Annotated in this window: 18 protein-coding genes; 7 read left to right on the top strand and 11 right to left on the bottom strand. The window is 62.9% G+C overall.

What is annotated here, in order from left to right; all coding sequences use genetic code 11:
- Positions 1-9 precede the first annotated feature (9 nt).
- A complete protein-coding gene (locus tag Q5H89_RS11855) occupies positions 10-1,263 on the top strand; it encodes a glutamate-5-semialdehyde dehydrogenase (RefSeq protein ID WP_305019530.1) in 1,254 nt (417 codons plus the stop codon).
- 48 nt (positions 1,264-1,311) lie between these two features.
- Positions 1,312-1,794 (top strand): YdeI/OmpD-associated family protein, encoded by a 483-nt coding sequence (locus Q5H89_RS11850; protein ID WP_305019529.1) that lies wholly within the window; start codon positions 1,312-1,314, stop codon positions 1,792-1,794.
- Here Q5H89_RS11850 and Q5H89_RS11845 read toward each other — a convergent pair.
- Positions 1,791-3,500 (bottom strand): T9SS type A sorting domain-containing protein, encoded by a 1,710-nt coding sequence (locus Q5H89_RS11845; RefSeq protein ID WP_305019528.1) that lies wholly within the window; start codon positions 3,498-3,500, stop codon positions 1,791-1,793. The genes Q5H89_RS11850 and Q5H89_RS11845 overlap by 4 nt on opposite strands.
- Before the next feature lie 266 nt (positions 3,501-3,766).
- On the bottom strand, positions 3,767-4,213 hold the full coding sequence (locus tag Q5H89_RS11840; protein WP_305019527.1) for a DUF2141 domain-containing protein: 447 nt from the start codon (positions 4,211-4,213) through the stop codon (positions 3,767-3,769).
- A 111-nt stretch (positions 4,214-4,324) separates the two neighbouring features.
- On the opposite strand from Q5H89_RS11840, the gene Q5H89_RS11835 reads away from it, so the two are divergent.
- Complete coding sequence (locus Q5H89_RS11835) at positions 4,325-6,031, top strand: acyl-CoA synthetase (protein WP_305019526.1); 1,707 nt, start codon at positions 4,325-4,327, stop codon at positions 6,029-6,031.
- Here the strand turns inward: Q5H89_RS11835 and Q5H89_RS11830 are convergent, their stop codons facing one another.
- The gene (locus Q5H89_RS11830; protein ID WP_305019525.1) at positions 6,032-6,442 is read right to left on the bottom strand and encodes a hypothetical protein; all 411 of its coding nucleotides are present in this window, start codon (positions 6,440-6,442) and stop codon (positions 6,032-6,034) included.
- Positions 6,443-6,525: 83 nt separating this feature from the next.
- Positions 6,526-7,131 carry a DUF4136 domain-containing protein gene (locus Q5H89_RS11825; RefSeq protein ID WP_305019524.1) on the bottom strand — a complete coding sequence of 202 codons (606 nt, stop codon included), beginning with the start codon at positions 7,129-7,131 and terminating at the stop codon, positions 6,526-6,528.
- A gap of 251 nt (positions 7,132-7,382) precedes the next feature.
- Between Q5H89_RS11825 and Q5H89_RS11820 the strand changes: the two genes are divergently transcribed.
- The 3 genes from Q5H89_RS11820 (at position 7,383) to Q5H89_RS11810 (ending at position 10,981) form a co-directional block, all read left to right on the top strand.
- On the top strand, positions 7,383-8,987 hold the full coding sequence (locus Q5H89_RS11820) for a hypothetical protein (protein WP_305019523.1): 1,605 nt from the start codon (positions 7,383-7,385) through the stop codon (positions 8,985-8,987).
- 140 nt (positions 8,988-9,127) lie between these two features.
- Positions 9,128-10,459, top strand: a complete 1,332-nt coding sequence (locus Q5H89_RS11815; RefSeq protein WP_305019522.1) for an NAD(P)/FAD-dependent oxidoreductase — start codon at positions 9,128-9,130, stop codon at positions 10,457-10,459.
- Positions 10,460-10,474: 15 nt separating this feature from the next.
- Positions 10,475-10,981, top strand: a complete 507-nt coding sequence (locus Q5H89_RS11810) for a DUF2721 domain-containing protein (protein WP_305019521.1) — start codon at positions 10,475-10,477, stop codon at positions 10,979-10,981.
- Between the two features lie 18 nt (positions 10,982-10,999).
- Here Q5H89_RS11810 and Q5H89_RS11805 read toward each other — a convergent pair whose 3' ends face one another.
- The gene (locus Q5H89_RS11805) at positions 11,000-13,921 is read right to left on the bottom strand and encodes a hypothetical protein (RefSeq protein ID WP_305019520.1); all 2,922 of its coding nucleotides are present in this window, start codon (positions 13,919-13,921) and stop codon (positions 11,000-11,002) included.
- Positions 13,922-14,029: 108 nt separating this feature from the next.
- Here Q5H89_RS11805 and Q5H89_RS11800 point away from each other — a divergent pair, with 108 nt between their 5' ends.
- Complete coding sequence (locus tag Q5H89_RS11800; protein WP_305019519.1) at positions 14,030-14,569, top strand: YceI family protein; 540 nt, start codon at positions 14,030-14,032, stop codon at positions 14,567-14,569.
- 76 nt (positions 14,570-14,645) lie between these two features.
- Here the strand turns inward: Q5H89_RS11800 and Q5H89_RS11795 are convergent, their stop codons facing one another.
- The 6 genes from Q5H89_RS11795 to Q5H89_RS11770 form a co-directional block, all read right to left on the bottom strand.
- Positions 14,646-15,029: a DMT family transporter gene (locus tag Q5H89_RS11795; RefSeq protein WP_305019518.1), complete on the bottom strand. Its 384-nt coding sequence runs from the start codon at positions 15,027-15,029 to the stop codon at positions 14,646-14,648.
- A complete protein-coding gene (locus Q5H89_RS11790; protein ID WP_305019517.1) occupies positions 15,026-16,060 on the bottom strand; it encodes a sterol desaturase family protein in 1,035 nt (344 codons plus the stop codon). The genes Q5H89_RS11795 and Q5H89_RS11790 overlap by 4 nt, the downstream gene beginning before the upstream one ends.
- Before the next feature lie 252 nt (positions 16,061-16,312).
- Positions 16,313-17,197 (bottom strand): N-acetylneuraminate synthase family protein, encoded by an 885-nt coding sequence (locus tag Q5H89_RS11785; RefSeq protein WP_305019516.1) that lies wholly within the window; start codon positions 17,195-17,197, stop codon positions 16,313-16,315.
- A gap of 129 nt (positions 17,198-17,326) precedes the next feature.
- A complete protein-coding gene (locus tag Q5H89_RS11780) occupies positions 17,327-17,854 on the bottom strand; it encodes a KdsC family phosphatase (protein WP_305019515.1) in 528 nt (175 codons plus the stop codon).
- Positions 17,855-17,988: 134 nt separating this feature from the next.
- Entirely contained in the window at positions 17,989-18,795 is an 807-nt protein-coding gene (locus Q5H89_RS11775) for an SDR family oxidoreductase (RefSeq protein WP_305019514.1), read from the bottom strand.
- A 140-nt stretch (positions 18,796-18,935) separates the two neighbouring features.
- On the bottom strand, positions 18,936-20,237 hold the full coding sequence (locus Q5H89_RS11770) for an aminotransferase class III-fold pyridoxal phosphate-dependent enzyme (RefSeq protein WP_305019513.1): 1,302 nt from the start codon (positions 20,235-20,237) through the stop codon (positions 18,936-18,938).
- Between the last annotated feature and the right edge of the window lie 71 nt (positions 20,238-20,308).

The following is a 20,308-nucleotide window of genomic DNA, read 5'->3' as shown; positions in this document are numbered from 1 at the left end:
CTACGCGCCATGACCGAGTATACTGCTTACTTCCGCGCCGCCCGGCAGGCTAGCCGCCGCCTGGCCACGGTGCCGCCCGCTACCATCGATGCCGCGCTACGCGACCTGGCCGACGCCCTGCTCGCCCACATCGACTTTGTACTGGCCGAAAACGCCAAAGACCTGGCCCGCCTGCCCGCCACCGACCCGCGCCACGACCGCCTGCGCCTCACGCCCGAGCGCCTGGCCGGCATGGCCCACGACCTGCGCAACGTGGCCGGCCTGCCTTCGCCGCTAGGGTCGGTTATCAGCGAAAAGACGCTGCCCAACGGCTTGCAGCTGAAGAAGGTGCGCGTGCCGCTGGGGGTAGTGGGCATCATCTACGAGGCGCGGCCCAACGTGACCTTCGACAGCCTGGCCCTGTGCCTGAAAACCGGCAACGCCTGCCTGCTGAAGGGCGGCTCCGATGCGGCGGCTTCCAACGCGGCGCTTATTGAGGTGGCCGGGCCGGTGCTGCTGCGCCACGGCCTGCCGCTGGGCGCCGCCACGCTGTTGCCGCCCGAGCGCGCCGCCACCGAGGCCCTGCTGCTGGCGGTGGGGCTGGTAGATGTGGTTATTCCGCGGGGCAGCCAGGGGCTGATTGACTACGTGCGCCAGAACGCGCGCGTGCCCGTCATCGAAACCGGGGCCGGCGTGGTGCACACGTATTTTGATGAAACCGGCGACTTAGCCAAAGGCGCGGCCATCATCGCCAATGCCAAAACGCGCCGCGTGAGCGTGTGCAATTCACTTGACTGCTTGTTAATCAACCAAAACCGCCTGGCCGACCTGCCGGCCCTGGCCGCCCCGCTGGCCCAGGCGCAGGTGCAGCTTTTTGCCGATGCGCCGGCCTACGCGGCGCTGGCTGGCCACTACCCGGCCGCACTGCTGGCCGAAGCGAGCGAGGCGCATTTCGGCACTGAGTTTTTGGATTATAAGCTGGCCATCAAAACCGTGGCCGACCTAGACGCGGCCCTCGACCACATTGCCGCGCACGGCTCGCGCCACAGCGAGGCCATTATTTCGGAAGATGCCGGGCATATCGACACCTTCTTGCAGGTGGTGGATGCGGCGGCCGTGTACGCCAACGCTTCCACGGCCTTCACCGACGGCGCGCAGTTCGGGCTAGGGGCCGAAATCGGCATCAGCACCCAGAAGCTGCACGCCCGCGGCCCGATGGGCCTGGAGGAACTGACGAGCTATAAGTGGCTGGTGCGCGGCACCGGGCAGGTGCGGGCGGGCTAGCCCTGCGCTTCGCCGCCAGCGCTATTTTTTAGACAACTCTTTGATAGTATGACAAATACATTTCGCGCTGTATTAGAGGCCGGCGGCCCTAGCTTCATGCCCACGCAGGTTGTGCAGGTACCCGCCCACGCGTGGCAGGCGGTGGGCGGCAAGGCTACCAAGCGCGTAGTAGCCACGCTCAACGGCCACGCCGAGCGCCTGGGCCTGCTGCCGCAGGAAGGCGGCGGGCGCTACCTGCTGCTGCGCAAGGAGCTGTGCCAGCGGCTAGGGCTGGCAGTTGGCCAGGAGCTGGAGGTAAGCCTGACGCCCGACCCGAACCCCGACTACGTAGACCTGCCCGATGAGCTGGCCGAGGCCCTGGCCGCCTGGCCCGAGGCCGAAACGGCCTTCCAGGCCCAAACTGGCGCCATGCGCCGGGCTATGGCCCGCAAGGTGGCCGATGCCAAGCGCCCGGACACCCGCGCCCGCTACGCCGTGGAGCTGGCCGAGCGGCTGGCGCGGGGCGGGCACCCGTTTCGCGCTACTAGCTAGCGCTTTACCACGCGCTGCACGCTGCGGCTTTGGGCTGCCGAGGTTACTTCGAGCAGGTAGGTGCCAGCGGGCAGGGGCGCCAGGCTCAGCAATTGGGTTTGGCCACCGGCCAGCGCCTGGCTCAGCAGCACCTGGCCAGGCAGGCTTAGCAGGCGCACGGCGCAGGGGCCGGGGGGCAGCGTGTTCAGGTCGAGGGTCAGGGCGTCGGGCGTGGGGTTGGGGTAGGCCCCAAAGGCCACGGCCCGGCTCACATTTGCCACGGGCGAATAGCGGCGGGTGCCATCCTGGTCTACCTGGCGCAGGCGGTAGTAGCTGAGGCCGGCCAGGGGCTGCGCATCGGTGGCGGTGTAGGTGCTGGCCGCGGCTGGGGTGCCGCGGCTGGCCACGGTTTGCAGGGCCTCAAACTGGCGGCCGTCGGCGCTGCGCTCCACTACAAACTCCTTGCTGTTGACCTCCGACGCGGTGGCCCACTGCACCAGTACCACGGCGCCGCGCTGCTGCGCGCTAAAGTGCGTAAGCACAACGGGAAGCGGTGTAGTACTTTGTGCGGCTGCGCAAAACGTCACGTTGGTTCCCACGGTGCCCCCCCGCGAGTCGAAGCCGTTGCTGGCGGGGGTGGGCGGCGTGCTGTCGCAGAAATCGAGGTAGCTGCCGTCGGCCCCAAAATTACCGTTGTTCACGGTGTAGCCCGCCGACCGGAAATTGCCGCGCTGCGCGGCCCCGCCGCCCGTAATAGTACCGCTATTCGTAAAATTACTCGAACTGGTGAGCGTGCCCAGGTTGCTGAGTGTGCCCTGGTTGGTAAAATCGCCCGTCACGGCAAAGGTGCTGCCCGCCGCGTTGGTCAGGCTCGACGTGCTGCCCACCGCGGCCATGCCGTTGGGTACGTTCATGGTGCCGCTGTTGGTCAGCGCCACCGTGCCGCCCATGCCCAGGTAGCCATTGAGGGTAGTAGTAGCCCCGCGGGCCGTTGTGAAGGCATTATTCGCCCCACTCGGGAAGTTGAAGCCCTGCGTCCAGCTGGCATTGTTGGTGATGCGCAGCGAGCCGCTGCCGCCACCCACGTAGCCACTCCAGGTGCCGCCGTTTTGTATGATGCTGATGGTGGGGCTGTTGCTGCCTTCCTGCACCTGCGAGGTCCAGGTGCCCGCGTTGGTGATGGCCAGGTCGGCACCCACGGTTAGGTAGCCGCTCCAGGTGGCGCCGCTGCGGTTGTTGATAGTGCCACCGGGCAGAGGCTGTAGCTGCGCCTGCCAGCCCGCGTAGTTCGTGATGGTGAGAGCCGCCGTAATGGTGCCGCCCAGGTAGCCGCCCCAGCTAGCCCCCGCCACCACCGTTGTGCCGCCATCGCTGCTCCCGTTGTTGATAACGGTGGCCGCGTCCAGCCGGATGTTGTTGGTCGAGATAGCCCCCACGTTGTTAATCACCGTCCCCACCGTTCCCGGGTTCACGCTGATGGTGCCCGTGATAGTGCCGCTATTGCATATCGTGACCCCATCCTGGGGCACGTTGATGGTGCCCGTAAAGGTGACGCCCGCCGGAATGCACACTACTTCGCCGCGCTTGGCCGTATAGTTGTTTGTTTTAGCGTCGAGGGTGGTGCTGCACGTGGTGCATTGTGCCCAGGCGGCGGCGCTCGGCAGGCTTGCCAGCCCTAGCAGCACGAATACTCGCCTAAAGCGCATGAGCGTAGCGCGTTGCATCATAGTCAGAATTGCAGAAAAAAGAGTGCAGTGCGAGCCAACATGCAGCGCTAGCTCGCACTATTGGCCCCAATGTTACAATAAATCATGGCTTTAAGCCAAATAAAAAACCGTAACTTAGCCAGCAAGCGGCTGAGTTTATTTCCAAGTATAGTTCACAAAAAAGCCCCTGATGTGCATTATCAGGGGCTTTTTCCGTCGAAAAAAACGAATCAGTTTTTAGGTAGCCTGCGGCCGGTGCGGGCGCTCGGCCCGGGCGCGCCAGGGGCTTAGTTCCAGGCGGTTATGGCCACTACCTTGCCGGGGCCGCTCACCATAAACTTGCACTCCTCAAACTTGGGCGCGGCAAAGCGCGGGCGCACATTGTTGGAAAACGCGTAGGGCTCGGTTGGGATACCCAGAAAGTTCTTGTCAAGCTTGTCGTTGTTGTTGGTGTCCTGGGTCAGGGCCACGGCCCACTCGCCGGGCGTAAGCTCCACGGGCACCGAAATCTCGGTTTTGCCCTCGGGTTTCACCACCACCCGAAACGCCTGCTGGTCTTTTTGCAAAAACTTGTCGGCGGCGTTGTAAAAATTAAGCTTCACCACCGATTGCGTCGAGGCCAGGGCCGACACCACTACCGTCACGGTTTCGGTGGCTTTGGTGGGCGGCAGCGTGGGCCGAGCGCCCAACGAAAAGCCGCTCAGAACTAGCGCGGCCAATGGCAAAGTCTTCATAAGGAGGCGGCTAAGGGCTGCTGGTTGCTCTGTAAACTTACGGCTGGCCGCAAATCGTTCCTAGCCGGCGCCGGTTACCTTGCAGCCTCCCACCCCACGCTACTCCACCGTATGCAACGCTACTTTCAAGAATTTCAGCGTATTGTTGAGGCCGGCACCTACCACGAGCTGGCCGCCCGGCCGGTGCCCAAGCCCGAATACTTTAATTGGGCTACCGAAATTCTGGAAGGCCTGCACGTGGCCAACCACCCCGACAAGCCCGCCCTGGTGCTGGCCGATGACACGGGAAATCAGCCTATTACCTACGCCGGGCTGGCCGGCCGGGCCAACCAGCTGCTGCACTTTTGGCGCGCCGCCGGGGTGCTGCCGCAGCAGGCCGTGATGCTGATGGTGCCGGTGTGTGCCGAGCTGTGGGCCACCTACGTGGCCGGCATCAAGGGTGGGCAGCTGCTGGTTCCGGCGGCTAGTATCCTCACCGTAAAGGATTTGGAATACCGCTTTGGCCGGCTGCTGCCCGCCGTAGTCATTGCCGACCCGGAGAACGCGGCCAAAATAGACGCCGCCGAGCAGGTCCTGGGTCAGCGCGTCCGGCTCAAGATGCTGGTGGGCGGCCCTGCGGCGCGGCGCCCCGGCTGGGTCGGCTTTGCGGGGCTAGCCGACCTGCCCACCCACGCTGAAGCCGCCACCACCCGCGCCGACGACCCGCTGTTTTTGTTTTTCACTTCGGGCACTACGGGCCTACCCAAAGTAGTGACGCACACGCACTTTTCGTACCCCGTAGGCCACCTCAGCACCGCCGCCTGGGTGGGGCTGCGGCCCACCGACCGGCACTGCAACATTGCGCAGGCCGGCTGGGCCAAGTTTGCCTGGAGCAGCTTTTTTGCGCCCCTCAGCGTGGGCGCCACGCTGGTGGCCTACCAAGGCAGCGGGCGCTTTGCGGCGGGGCCGCTGCTGGCGGCGCTGGCCCGGGAGCGCGTTACCACGTTTTGTGCGCCGCCCACGGTGCTGCGGCTGCTGGTGCTCGAAGACCTGGGGGCGTATAATTTCAGCTTTCGCGAGTGCGTGAGCGCCGGCGAACCACTTAACCCCGAAGTGATTGAGGCCTGGCAGCGCGGCACCGGCCAGCTTATCCGCGACGGCTACGGGCAGTCGGAAAGCACCTGCATGGTGTATAACCTGCCCGGCGATGCGGTGCGCCTGGGCAGCATGGGCCGGCCATCGTTTATGTACGAGGTGGTAATTGCCGACGACGAGGGCCGCGAGCTGCCCGACCTGGCCGAGGGCCACATTGCGGTGCGCACCGGCACCGGGCGGCCCAACGGCTTGTTTACCGGCTACTTCGGCGAGCCCGGGCGGGCAGCCAGCGTGTTTCGCCACGGCCTGTACTACACCGGCGACAAGGCTTACCGCGATGCCGATGGCTACCTCTGGTTTGTGGGCCGCGACGACGACGTGATAAAATCGAGCGACTACCGCGTGGGCCCTTTCGAGGTCGAGAGCGTGCTCGTCGAGCATTCAGCCGTGGTGGAGGCCGCCGTGGTGGGTTCGCCTCACCCCATCAAAGGCCACGAAATCAAGGCGTTCGTTATCCTCTCGCCCGGTACCGTGGCTAGCCCCGCGCTGGCCCGGGAGCTGTTTGCCTACGGCCGCGCCCACTTGGCGCCGTATAAGATGCCGCGCATCCTGGAATTTGTCGAAGAGCTGCCCAAGACTATCAGCGGCAAAATCCGGCGCATCGAGCTGCGCGCCCGCGAGGCGCAGCAGCGGCTAGGGGCAGCCGGCGCGGCCGAGTTCTTTTATGAGAAAGAGGGCGCATAGCTATTGCCGCGCGGCCAGCCCTTCGCAGCAGCAGCGGAAGCTAGCCGAGGTGTTGCGCGCCGGGTCGAGGTGCGGGCCAACAGCGCTGGCCCCCTGGGCTTTGCGCTTGCTGGCCGCGAAGTAGCAGCCGTGCTTCAGCACTTGCCACAGGGTAGCATTGGGCTTGGGCAGCTGGCCGGGGCCGCGGGCTACGCCTCTGAAATGCGCGGGCCAAATGCCCGGACAGGCAGCCATGCTGGCGGCGCGGTCGCCCAGCCACCAGGCTTGCGGCGCCTGCACCGCCACCCGGTTGAGCATGTGGAACAGCGGGCCGGGGCTAGCCGCGGCTTTGGTGAGCAAGCCTGCCCCGGCGGCTTTTTCTTCCACGCCGGCTTTGCGGCGGGCGCAGTTACCGTCGCCATCGAGCAGCACTACTAGGGGCTAGCCCTAAACCACAAGCGCGCCGCCGGCCCGGGGCCGGCAGCGCGCTGAATTTTACTAGTACCTAAGCGGCCCTACGATTTTTTCTCTTTATCAACCGGGAATTTATCGAGAATGTCCTTGGCCGACTTGCTGAATTCGCTGCCCAGGCGGGCGGGGTCATCAACCGGGTCGGCCAGGGAGCCGCGCCACACCAGGTTATTAGTGCGGCGGTCGATGAAGTCAATGATGAGCGTGCCCTCGCGGTATTGCTCGGTGCGCGGCCGGCTGTAGTAGGCCGGCGTGTACCAGTAGCCGTAGTTGATGGGCAGGAAAGCCCCCCGGTAGCCCACGGCGTAGGGGTAGGCGTAGTTAGGGCCGGGATAGGTGTCGTACACCGTGCGCTCGGCCCGCTCCACGTAGGTGTGGGTGGTGATGAGCAGGTCGGGGTTATTGTCTACCTCGCGCAGGCCGCGCTTAGCCATTTCGCTGGCAATGGCCTGCTTGATGCGGTCTTGGGCAATAGGGCTGCGTAGCAGCGGGTTTGGGTCGCCGGGGGCTTTTACCTCCGTATCGGCAAAGTCGAAGGTGCGGTAATTAGCAAAGTTTACATTGGACTGCTGCTCCACGTTCACGGCGGAGGAGCAGGCACTCAGGCCGCCCCCGAGGGCTAGCGCGAGGCCTAAAAGGATTTTTTTCATGGGAAAAGGATAGGTTTGTGAACAGCTAAAAATTTGATTACCTGTTTTAGAGGCAGAAGGTTATATCATTTTCTAACCACTGCGGCAACCGCACTTAGTGAGTTGACCACCAAGAGACTGTTTGTTTCTTGCCCCTGGCACAAGCGCAATGCTCGAAACATTTCACCTAAGCGTTTGATAACCCGGATTATCTGCTGGGCGTATGGTTGAACCAACGCTTACTTAAGCACCCGCTTCTTTGCCTTTGCTCAATGAAAAATTTACAGCACTTACGCATTCCGGCCCTGTTGGTGTCGGGCTTGGCTGTGGTTGTGGTGGCCTGCCAAGGCAACTCGACCAGCCAAACCAGCACCCCCACCACCGCTCACGAGGCCGTGGGTGACACTACTACAACGGGTGCTACGGCCACCAATGCCTCGCTTCGGACGGGCAGCGTGGAGGCCGGGCGTGATGTATATCGCTACGAAACTTTTGGCGACGAGGGCTTCTGGACCGATGCCGTGCGGATGCCTCAAGGCATGAAAGCCGCCAAGCTAACGGTGCTGCAAGCCCTGCAAGCCGGCGTGAGCTTTGACGTAGATGCGATTCCGGCCGACTTGAAAGCCGCGCTGGCCAGCGAGGTTAAAACCGACCTCTCGCCCGCTAAGGCGCCCAAGCTGAACGACCCCGCCACGCTCGACGCGCTGGTGAAGGCCAATGCCGTTATTGGCATGGTGCCCAAGGGTGGCAAGGTGGGCGTGACGTGCGCCTTGTGCCATGCCATTACCGACAAGTCGATGTATGAAGTGACGGGCAAAGGCACCATTGGCAAGCGCATCGACGGGCCCACGCCGCACGGCCTCAATGTGGGTAAGCTGCTGGCTACGGGCGCCAACACCCGGGCGCTATTCACCACAGCGCAGCTGCAAAACCCCGATGGCAGCACCATTGGCCGCGCACCCAAGGGCCTGACGGCCAAATCGACGGAGGCCGAGTTTGACGCTTATTTCAGCAATCCGAAATACTATCCCATCGGTACGTTTGACGACTCGCCCGATGGCAATGGCAACCCGATTCATATCGCGCCTTTTTTCCGCCAGGACCTGGCAGCGCCCTACGGCTCATCGGGCCAGAACAGTGACCTGAACGATTTTAATAATACCGTTTATACCGCGCTGTTTGACCAGACCAACCTGCTTTCGCCGGGGGGCAAGCAGTTTATTCATACCCTGGGCGCCACGGCCGGCGACTCGATGCTGGCGGGCTACCAGCGCGTGCTGGCCACCACCGGCGTCACGGGCTACCCCTACGTGACGGCCCACATGCAGGGCAAGCCCGGCGACCCGCCCACGCCCACCGGCAAGCGCGTAGACGAGCAGAAGCTCCGCGACCTGCAAGCCTATGTGAACAGCCTGCCTGCGCCCCAGGGCCGGGCGGCTAGCCCCGCCCTGGTGGCTAAAGGCCGCGCGCTGTTCGTGTCAGAAAAATGCACGGCCTGCCACAATACCAACCAAGGCGTGGCTGTGCAAAGCAAGCTCGTGCCCATGAACGTTATCTGGCCGGCCTACGCGCCCAAGGTTATTGCCCAGCGCAAGGCCCCGCTCACGCCCATTCAGAATGCGCCCGGCACGTTTGACGATAAGATGATTGTGGTGGACGCCAGCCCGGGCGGCGGCATTCGGGGCAATGCCTTGCCGCTGCTGCTCGACCTGGCCCGCAAGCCGGTGTTTCTGCACGACGACTCGGTGCACAGTCTTGATGAACTGCTAGACCCCAAGCGCGGTAAAACCTCGCCGCACCCCTTCTACGTGGTCACTCCGACCCAGCGCACCGAGCTGGTAGCTTACCTTAAGAGCCTCGATACCAACAGCAAATAAGGAGATAACCGCCACTGTCCCGAAGGTCAGCAACCGACGTTGCTGACCTTTTTGCGTTCTTGGGCCTACCAATACCCAGCCAGGCCGTATTAGGCCCTGGGCCTGGCAGCGTTAGCTTCGCGCTTCCCCACTTTATCCCTATGGAAGGACTTACGAAAATCGCCGACCTCGGCAAGCCTCGCGTTGTGATTGTGGGCGGCGGCTTTGGCGGCCTCCAGCTAGCCAAGTCGCTGGCCGATGCGCCGGTGCAGGTAGTGCTCATCGACAAGCAGAACTACCACGGGTTCTGGCCTTTACTGTACCAGGTAGCCACGGCGGGGCTCAACGCCGACAGCATCGTGTCGCCGTTTCGTAAGATTCTGAACGAGCAGGAAAATTTCTTCTTCCGCATGGCCGAGGTGCTGTGCGTTGACCCAATTGCCAAGGTAGTCGAAACCTCGATAGGCCAGGTGCGCTACGACTACCTGGTGCTGGCCACCGGCACTACCTCCAACTACTTCGGCGACAAGCAGATGGAGAAAAATTCCATCAGCCTCAAGAGCGTTCCCGATGCCATTGAGCTGCGCAATACACTGCTCTCCAACTTCGAGCAGGCGCTGCAAATCGGCGACGTGGTGCAGCTCAACAGTATGCTCGACTTCGTGATTGTGGGCGGCGGCCCCACCGGCGTGGAAATGGCCGGCGCCCTGAGCGAGCTACGCGCCCACGTGTTTCCGCGCGACTACCCCGAGCTGGATTTGAAGCAGATGGATATTCACCTGGTGCAGAGCGGGCCGGTGCTGCTCAAGGGCATGTCGGCCGAGGCTTCGGCGCACGCCCTCAAGTACTTGGAGGAGCTGAACGTGCAGGTGTGGCTCGATAACCGGGTGACTTCTTACGACGGCTACACGGTAACGCTCAAGAGCGGCGAAAACCTGATAGCGCGCACCCTTATTTGGGCGGCGGGCGTAACCGGCGCGCCGGTGCCGGGCCTCGACCCCGCCGCGCTGCTCAAGTCGAACCGCTACCAGGTCAACGAATTCAACCAGGTGGCGGGCTACGACAATGTGTTTGCCATCGGCGACATTGCCCAGATGGCGGCCCAGGGCTACCCCGATGGCCACCCGCAGGTGGCGCAGCCCGCCATTCAGCAGGGCCGGCTGCTGGGCGAGAACTTGCAGCGCCTGCTGCAAAAGCAGCCGCTGCAACCCTTTGTGTATGAAGACAAAGGCACCATGGCAACCATTGGCCGGCACCGGGCGGTGGGCGATATTCAGCTCTTTGGCAAGCAGTACCACATCACGGGTTGGCTAGGGTGGCTGGGCTGGAGCCTGGTGCACGTGCTGGCCCTGGTGAGCTTCCGCAACCGCATTGCCGTGTTCATTGCCTGGGCCTGGAACTACATTACCCAAGATAAGGGGATGCGCTACATCATTGGCAAGGCCAAGGCGCCGCTTAAGGAGAAAGAGCTGGAAGTCAAGCCTATCATCTGACGCCAGCCCTGCTTTATGGCCAACCTCTCGGGTACGCTTTCCATTCTGTCGGCCATGTTTACGCCGGCCATCCTGGTGTCGGCGTGCGGCTCGCTTATTCTTACCACTTCGCAGCGGCTCAGCCGCAGCCTCGACCGCCAGCGCGAGGTGGCCCAGCTGCTGCGCCAAAACCAGCAGCAGGCCACCACCTCCACGCCCGACCCGGCCGAGCACGGCCACCTTACGCAGCAGCTCCTGTTTGCCATTCGGCGGGCGCGGCTGCTGCAACGGGCCATGACCAGTCTGCACCTCACGCTCAGCATTTTTATTGGCAGCATCCTGGCCATTGGCGTGTTTGAGCTTACCAACATCTCGCGGGCCTGGATTATCGCCGCCCTCAGCGTGCTAGGGGCGCTTTTGCTGCTATACGGCAGCGTGCTGCTCATCCGCGAGTCGAACCTGGCCCACGCCGACGTGGCCGAGGAAACGGCCTACCTCACGCGCTTTACCCTAGCCGACCAGGAGCGCGCCGCTGCGAAATAGCGCGGGCCCGGGCGGCCGCTACAGCCGCACGTTGAAGGCCAGCGGCTGCACCACCCATGCCTGCTGGTAGCTGCTGTAAGCCACCCGCACCCCCGCCTCCAGGGGCGTGCGCAGGTGAAAAACGTTGAACAAGGCCATGAAATCGGCCCCGTAGTTTTGGTAATCCTGGTAAACCCGTGTGGCCACTAGCTGGCCCGTGGTAGTGCGCAGGTTGACGAGGCTGCTGCCCCGGGCAAAATCGCCGAAGGCAGTAGCCCGCAGCCGCTGCACGTACAGCACGCGCCCCACCGACCAGTGCACGAAGGCCAGCGGCAGGCTGTAATCGACACTGCCCACGGCTAGCCGGTCAAAGCTCACGTAGCTCGTTTCGGCCCTGGGAAAGGAGATGGCGGCGGTAAAACTGTACTGCTGCTGCTGCTGATACTGGAAGCCGCCGCGCAGCCGCACCGCGTGGTGCCTGGCCAGCCCCGGCAGGTACACGCCTGCCTGCACCCCCACCTGGCTAGCCTGCAAGGCCGTGCCAAAGGGCGTAGTGCGATACGTAGCCAGCAGCGTGGCGCCGCCGCGCGGTGCCACATCGCGGGCACTCTGCTTGAGCTGGCTGGCGTAGGCCAGCGAGGTTTGCACGGCGTGCAGCGGCGTGTTGGGCCCCACTTCGGAAAGGCTGCGCAGCGTAGCCGAGTAGTTATACACCCGCTCGTGCAGGTAGTAGGCCCCCAGCGTGAGGGCCTGCAAGTACTTGGAGCGCGTGAGCACCAGCGGCAGGCGTACGCCGGCCAGCAGGCGGGCATACTGCCACTGCGTGCCGCGCAGGCTGTCGAGCGGCGCGGCGCGGTCGAAGTAGCGCGTGGCGTTGCGCCCGCCGTAGGTAGCTTCCACGTCGAGCACCGGGTAGCGGCCCTGGTAGCTGAGGGCGCCGGTAGCGGCCAGCGTGCGCTCGGTCTGGTCGTAGCTCAGGCCCGCGAAAAGCTGGGTCGTACTCAAAAAATCCTGCGAGCGCAGGCCCACGCTCACGGCGTTGCCGCTCGGGCTCTGCACCACCCCGTAGCTGAACACCCGGAAGGCGTGGGCCAGCGGCCGGTAGCGCCGCACCCCGTAGCGCGGCCCGCTCGAATCGGGCGAGGCCAGCAGCGCCGCAATGCGCGCCGCGGCCGGCTCGCCGGCCGCCAGCGCCGCCACGAAGGGCGCGGGCGCATCGTCGAGCGCGGGCTGGGGCAGGGCTAGCCAGGTGCTGGGGTCCAGGGGCATTTCGACCACGCGGGCGCCGGTGGCGCGGTAGTCGTGCAGGGCCAGGTGGCGGCCATCGGGGGCCACGGCCGCGTGGTAGGCGCCAAAGGGCCGGTTCGTTACTTGGTAAGTCTGGTGCGTGCTGTACTTGACGGCGTAGATATTATCCACGCCCGACTGCGGCGAATTGTACAGCACGTACTCGCCCCACAGCTGCGGGTTGGCCAGGTTCACGTTGGCTACCGGCAATATATTGACCTCCAGCCCGCTCGTGGGCTCGATGAGCTGCAGGGTCTTGCCCGCCGCGCTCAGGGCTACCGCCACAATGGCCTGGCTGCTCGGCGACCAGCGCGGCTGCTGGTAAAAGTCGTTGTGCGGGTTGGGCAGCGTGCGCACCACCGCGCCGGTAGCGGCGTCGAGTATCACCAGCGCGTGGTGGTAGGCCTCGTCGGTGCGCACGGCCACAATGAGTTCGCCATTGGGCGAAAGCGCGGCGGCCGCGTAGCGCTGCCCCCGGCCCAGGCGCGTGAGCCGGCCGGTCTTCAAATCCAGCACCTTCAGCTCGGAGTAGATGCGCTGGCCCCAGCGCGGGTCTTGCCGAAACTCGGGCCACACTACCTTGCCCCCGCCCACCGACAGCATTTCCGGAATATTCTGCTGGCCCAGCGTAAACACCCGCTCTTCGCGCCCGTGCCGGCCTAGCAGCACCAGTTGCGCAATATCGCCGAGGCCGCTTTTGAGGGCCAGCACCGTGCTGTCGCTCACATACTGCGGGTATTGATACTGCGTAAACACCCGTGGGGGCGCCTGCCCGGCCAGCTCGCGCACCGGCGTGGGGGCGGGCCGGGCGGCCGCCTGCGCCCGCCAGGTCGAGTCCAGCTCGCGCATGGTGCGGGCATAGAGGTCCTCTACGCGCAGGCCGGTGGTGCGGCGCAGGCCGTTGGAAAACGAGAAGGGGTAGAACGGAAAGCGGTAATACTCATCCAGCGCCCGGCGCCACACGTCGGGGCCGTAGTGCGCTTTGGCATAAGAAGTTAAATAATAGCCCAGCACGTACCAGTTGGGTACGTTGTCGCGTAGCGAGCCGTTCACCGCCTTTTGGTAAGTATAGCGACGCCCTTCGAGCAAATTGGCCCGCAGGCCCACGCCGAAGTACGGAATGCGCCCGCGCCCGCTGCGCGTGAGGGCCGTTTCGGTGCCCACCGCGTCGCCCTCAAAAAACCACTGCGGCACGCCCACCGCCGCCACCCCTAGCCCGCCGTCGCCCAGGAGTGGCACCACCACCCGCCCAAATCCCTGCCGCGCCTTATCGAACTGGTTAACGTGCCGAAACTCGTGCACCACCAGCCCATCGAGCCAGTCCACGGTGCCCAGCCCCTGGCCCTGGTCGGGGGTGGTAAAAAACTCGGCGTGGCGCGGCAAAAACGTTACGAAGCCGTTGCTCACGGTGGTTTGGTTTTGCATCACCACCGCAATGGGCCGGGCCTGCACCCCTAGCGTGGCGCCGTCGGGGCCGTGCACGGCCTCCAGGCGGCCAGCGGTGCGCCGGGCCGCCGTGTCGAGCCCTTTTGGATACAGCACCCGGAAGTGCGGGCTGCGGATTTCCTGCCAGCGCAGGTCGGGCGGGTTTTGGCTGAGAATGGGTAGGCTTTGGGCCCCGGCCGGGCCGCCGGAGAGCAGCGCCAGCCCTAGCGCGGCAAGCAGTTTTCGCATGAGGCAAGTTACTGCCTCAGCTGCGAGTTAATTCGAATGATGTTGGTACATGATTTAAGAAAATTGCCGCTATATTTGCCGCACGTTTCACCCTTTTTCTTTCCAAGCATGGCCACTACCAAATGGGTTCTCGACCCGATGCATTCCGAAGTGCAGTTTAAAATCAAGCACTTGGTTATCTCAACCGTAACCGGCTCGTTCAAAAAGTTTGCGGGCACTGCCCAAACCGAAGGCGATGACTTCGACAACGGCCAGGTGGAATTTTCACTTGAGGTAGACAGCATCGATACCAACCAGGAGCAGCGCGATGCGCACCTTAAGGCCGAAGACTTCTTCAACGCCGCGCAATACCCGCAAATTAAATTCCAGTCCACCTCCTTCACGAAGGCGGGTGGCAGCGATTATAAGCTCACCGGCGACCTCACCATCAGGGACGTGACCAAGCCCGTAACCCTCGAGGTAGAGTACGGTGGCACGGCCGTAGACTTCTACGGCAACACCAAGGCCGGCTTTGAGGTAACGGGCAAAATCAACCGCAAAGACTATGGCCTGAGCTGGGGCGGCATCACCGAGGCCGGCGCCATCGTGCTCGGCGACGATGTGAGGCTGCTTATCAACGTACAGTTTGCCAAGCAGGCGGCGGCGTAACCGCTCAGGAGCGTACCAAAAAATAACGCCAGGCTTCGCGAAGCCTGGCGTTATTTTTTGTTTTAGCCAACCTGTTCTACGCCGTGCGCTTCAGGCCGATGATGCCGACCAGGATGCAGCCGATGTAAAAGACGTGCACCCACTGAAAAGCCTCTTTCAGCACCAGCGTATCCACGATTTTGATGCCGACCAGGGCAATGCCCATCCAGATGGCGAAGGCCGTGGAAGCGGGAATGACGTTGAGCGCCTTGGAGAAGAAAAACACGTTGGCCACCCCAAAACCTACGTACCCGATGGCCGGCAGCAGCGTGAGCACGCCCGTGGCCGAAGAGAAAAAGTGTGACCAGTCGATGGCCTTTATCTTGGCCACGCTCGTGTATTTGAGGCTATAGTTCCAGCATACTTCCATCACGGAAGCGAGGAAAAGAAAAAGCCAGGCGGGGTTAAAGCTTAGTGTCAAGATGCGGCGGTTACGGCGGGGCGGGAAGATTCAGAGGCAACGGCGGGTTCGGCCGTGGGGTTGCCGCCGGGGCGGGGGGCAGGCACGGTTTCGTGCACGTCTTCGGGCACTTCCCAGCCTTGCAAAACTTTGGCAGCGGGCACGCGCTGGCCTAGCCAGCCCAGCACCCGCCAGCGCACGCCGTGGTAGGTGCGGAAGGCCGCCGAGCGCTCGGCCAGGGCCTTCTCATCGAAGCGCACCACCGAGAAGGCGTGCTGCGCAAAATAGTCTTTCGGGAAAGCGTAGGGCAGGCCCCAGCGCTGCGGCTTGCGGTTTTCGGGTAAAAAGGCGGTACCAAAGAGCCAGTCCCAGACCGCAAATTTGGTCGAGAAGTTAGCGTAGTACACCTCCTCGTGGTCGGCGTGGTGCCAGAGGTGCATTTCGGGGCCATTGATAAAATATTGCAGCTTACCCGATTTCACGTCGATGTTGGCGTGAATGTACATGCCCCACACGGCATCAATCAGCGCCTTGATGGGCACCACTACGGGGTTGGCCCCTAGCAGCACGATAGGCGCAAACTCGATGGTTTGGTTGATAATAATCTCGACGATGTGCGAGCGCGAGCCGGCCAGCCAGTCCACCTGCTTGCCCGAGTGGTGCGCCTCGTGGGTGCGCCAAAAGAAGGCGCTGCTGTGCTGAAAGCGGTGAAACCAGTAGATGTAAAAGTCGTGGGTAACGACAAAAAACGCGACCTGCGCCACCACCGGCCAGCTATCCATGATGTGGAACTGAGCCCCGAAGTGCTTGGCCAGCGGCGCGATAAGGAACCCAAAAATCAGGATTTGCAGAAAGTAGCTCTGCACCAGCGTGTACCAGAACAAATCCACAAACAGCCCTTCGCGGAAAAAAGGCAGGCCCTTGCGGTACGGCATCCTGCGCTCGAGCACCAGCAGCACCACCACCGCCAGCAGCAGGATGGGCGTGGTTATCATGGTAGTGCGGCCCACGGCGTTGAGGCTGTGGTAGAACTGGCTTATCGACTCTAGCATAGCGTATTCGATGACTTGATAACTCCGCCCTTAACTGCCTGGCGCGGCCGAATGTTCGCTTTTCAGCAAAAAGGCTAGGGTTTCGAGTTGGTTAAAAATACACAACGTCCGTCATGCTGAGCTTGCCGAAGCATCTTGGTCGCACCGTTGGAATTAGTACCCCTAGCGGTTTGGGCAAGATGCTTCGGCAAGCTCAGCATAACGGACGTTGTTGAATGTGGCTTAAGAAGAGCGCTTGATAAATGCGCTTCCTTACGCGGCCGTTACCTCGCGGCGCAGGCGGCGCAGGGGCTCTTTCTCGCTCTCGTACACCACCTTCACGCCGTCGCCGAGGCCCGCCTCGGTGTCGCGGATGTCGCGCACCATCTTGGCCAGGCCACCCGGCTCCACGCTGGCGGCGTGGTCGGAGCCCCACATGGCGCGGTCGAGGGTGAAGTGCCGCTCGACGAACGTAGCGCCCAGGGCCACGGCCGTAACGGTGGTGCTCAGGCCGGTTTCGTGGCCCGAGTAGCCGATGGGCGTGCCGGGAAACTGCGCCTGCAAGGTCTGAATCATGCGCAGGTTCAGCTCCTGCGGCGGGCAGGGATAGGCCGAGGTCGAGTGCGCAATCATCAGGTTATCAAGACCTACGTAGGCTACGGCGTCGGTGATTTCCTGTTGGGTGCTCATGCCGGTGCTCAGCATGAGGGGGCGGCCGGTGGCGCGCACGCGGTCGAGCAGGGGCTTGTCGGTGAGCGAAGCGCTGGCCATTTTATAGAGCACGGGCTGAAACTGCTCCATGAAATCAACCGAGGGCTCATCCCAGCACGAGGCAAACCAATCGATGCCCTTCGCCTTGCAGTAGTCGTCGATGGCGGTGTATTCGGCCAGGCCAAACTCCGTTTTGCGCTTGTAGTCGATGTAGCTCATGCGGCCCCAGGGGGTGTCGCGCATTTTTTCCCACTGGTCCTTGGGCACGCACAGCTCGGGCGTGCGCTTCTGAAACTTCACGGCGTCGGCGCCGGCCGTCACGGCCGCGTCGATGAGCTGCTTGGCCAGGTCGAGCGAGCCGTTGTGGTTGATGCCGATTTCGGCAATGATGTAGCACGGCTGGCCGGGGCCAATGGCGCGGTTTTTCTTGATTTGAACTACAGACATAGTAGAGTGGTGGGCAAAAAATAAAAGCCGAAAAAGAACGAAAAGCAACCTAACAGCGCAGCCAGCGGGGAGTTTGGGCTACCCTGCCGCCAACTGACGCAAGCAACGCGATTTTATTTTACGCTGGCCCTACTCCGAGCCGTGGTTGGGCACCGGCGCCCCGCCCTGGCAGCTGATAATCAGCTCGGCCAGCTCGCGGAAGGCGCCGTGGCCGCCGCGGGCCCGGCAGCGGTAATCGGCCGCGTTGCGGGCAAATACCGTAGCATCGCCGGGGCAGGCGGCTAGCCCCACCAGCCCCAGAATAGCTACGTCATTGGTATCATCGCCAATAAAAGCCACCTGCTCGGCCGTGAGGCCGGTGCGCGTCAGAATTTCCAGCAGCAACGGCGCCTTGTCTTTGATACCCAGATGCAGCTCGGTGATTTTGAGCTTCTCGGCGCGCTTGCTGACGGAGGGCGAGCGCTCACCCGTCACGATGCCCGTTTCGACGCCCACGGCGCGCAGGCGCTCCACGCCCATGCCATCGCGGATGTTGAAGCGCTTGAGCACCTCGCCGCTTTCGCCGTAGTACACGCCCCCATCGGTAAGAACGCCGTCGCAGTCGGTCAGAACGAGCTTAATGCGGCTGGCTTTGGCGGCGAGGTCAACGTGCTTCATGTAAGGGTTGGGTGAAATTCTATCCGAAATTAATACAGAACGGCTAGTAGCGCGGGCGCGGCTCCTTTGGGCAGGACGACAGCCGCACATTACCACGCGCAGGCCTGCCGCCGCCGCGCTACTAGTTCGCTGGCTCAGATGGCCGTCCAGCCGCCGTCTACCACGAGGTTGGCCCCCGTCATGTAGGCCGAGGCATCGGAGGCTAGGAACACCACGGCGCCCTGGTAGTCGGTGGGCGCGGCCATGCGGCCCAGCGGCGTTTTTGCGCTGTATTGCTTCACGAAGAAGGCGTCCTGGCTGTTCTCTACGCCGCCCGGCGAGAGCGTATTCACGCGCACCCCCTTGGCGCCCCAGTAGGCAGCCAGGTAGCGGGTAAAGTTCACCACTGCCCCTTTGGTCATCGGGTAAGACGGTGACTTATAAAAGGTTTGCTCGCCAGCCTCGTTGCGGTAAATGCTCTGGTCGGGCCCCACGATGCCGTAGGTGCTGGCCACGTTGATGATGGAGCCGCTGCCCTGCTCGGCCATTGGCGTGCCAAAAACCTGCGCCGCCAGGAAAATGCCGGTCACGTTCACTTCCAGCACTTTATGAAACGTAGCCAGCGGAAAGTTCTCAAACTTGCTGAGGTCGGCCGCCAGCGCCGGGTTCTCAAACATGTCGTTGATGGCGGCATTGTTCACCAGCACATCGATGTGCCCGAAATGCGCGATGATGGTATCGCGCGCAGCAGCCAGCGACTCGGGCGAGGTTACATCGACGGCCAGCGGCAGGTGCACCGCGCCGGGCAGGCTAGCCGCTACCTCGCGGGCTTTGTCGAGGTCGAGGTCAGCCACGACCACGTGGGCGCCGGCCAGGGCCAGCGCCTCGCAGTGCTTCTGGCCAATGAGGCCGCAGGCACCCGTGACGATGGCCGTTTTGTTGGTTAAATCGAAGAAGTTCATACGTTCAGCCCCACCCCCGGTCCCTCCCCTGCGGGAGAGGGGAGCCACGGCGGCGCAAGCGCTGGTTTGCTAAGCTAGTTCAATGATATAAGTCCTCCGGCACCCCTCCCCCGCAGGGGAGGGACCGGGGGTGGGGCATGCTACTTTGCCTTCACCGGCGCGGCATTGGTCACCTTGCGGAACACGGCTTCTACCGGCTCGCCTTCGAGGCGGCTAGCCACGTCGCCTTTGTCGATGGCGTCTTTCAGCATCGGCAGCACGGCTTCGTAGGCGGCCAGGGTTTTGGCTACGTCTTCGTCGGTGTGCGAGAAGCTCATGTTGTGGAAGCCGCCCCACAGAATGCCCTGCTTGAACAGTTCCTGCTGCACGAAGGCCTTTACTTCCAGCGGGTTGCCGGCGCTGGGGTCAAAGGTCACAATGCTGCGGCAGTCGTAGCCGTAGCACTTGGTATAGCTGCTCAGGCCGAGGTCGGCGGCTATTTTATTGTAGCCTTCCTTCAGCTTGTTGCCCTGGCTAGCCAGGAAAGCGGGCACGTTTTTCTCGCGCATCTCGCTGATGGTGGCGATGGTAGCCGCCAGGCTCAGCGCTTCGCCGCCGAAAGTGGTGAAGAAAAATACGTCCTGCTCAAACAGTTGCAGCACGTCTTTGCGGCCGGTCAGCAGGGCGATGGGCATACCATTAGCGCAGGCTTTCGAGTACACGGCCAGGTCGGGCGTGATGCCGAAATACTCCTGCGCACCGCCGATGGCGATGCGGAAGCCGGTCCACATCTCGTCAAAAATCAGCAGCGTGCCGTTCTCCTTGCAGAGGCGGGCTACTTCGTGCAGGAAATTATCCTTGGGCGCGTCAAAAATGAACGGCTCCAGAATAACGCAGGCCACGTCGGGCGTCAGCAATTCCTTGAACGAGTCGAGGTTGTTGTACTCAAACGCGCTTACCAAGTCCTTACTCTCCTGCGGAATACCCTTGTCGCGGCTCGTGGTGCCGATGTACCAGTCGTGCCAGCCGTGGTAGCCGCAGCACAGCACGTCCTTGCGGCCGGTGAAGGCGCGCGACACACGCACCGCCGCCGAGCACACATCGGCGCCGGTTTTGGAGATGCGAATGCTCTCGGCGTTCGGAATAATCTCGTGAATCAGCTCCGCTACCTCTACTTCCAGCTCGTGCATCATCGAAAACGTAATGCCGTCTTCGAGCTGCGCCTTAATAGCCTCGTCTACGCGGGGGTAGGCGTAGCCCAGGCTCAGCGGGCCGATACCCATCTGATAGTCAATGTACTCGTTGCCATCGACATCCCACACGTGCGCGCCCTTGCCGCGCTTCACGTACTTGGGGCTGGCGCCTTTGGTGTACTGGCCCGGCCCCTTGGCGAGGGTTTGGGTAACCGGGGTCATGATTTTCTGCGCCCGGGCGTAGAGGTCGTCGGATTTAGGGAATTTCATAAGATGGGCTTGAGACAAAAAGAAACGTCAAATAAGAACGTCATGCAGAGCGCAGCGAAGCATCTCGCTCG

Source organism: Hymenobacter cheonanensis, from assembly GCF_030581075.1.
Taxonomy (GTDB): Bacteria; Bacteroidota; Bacteroidia; order Cytophagales; family Hymenobacteraceae; genus Hymenobacter.
Note: the sequence above shows the minus strand (reverse complement) of the source record. Positions and strands in the feature narration are given on the sequence as shown.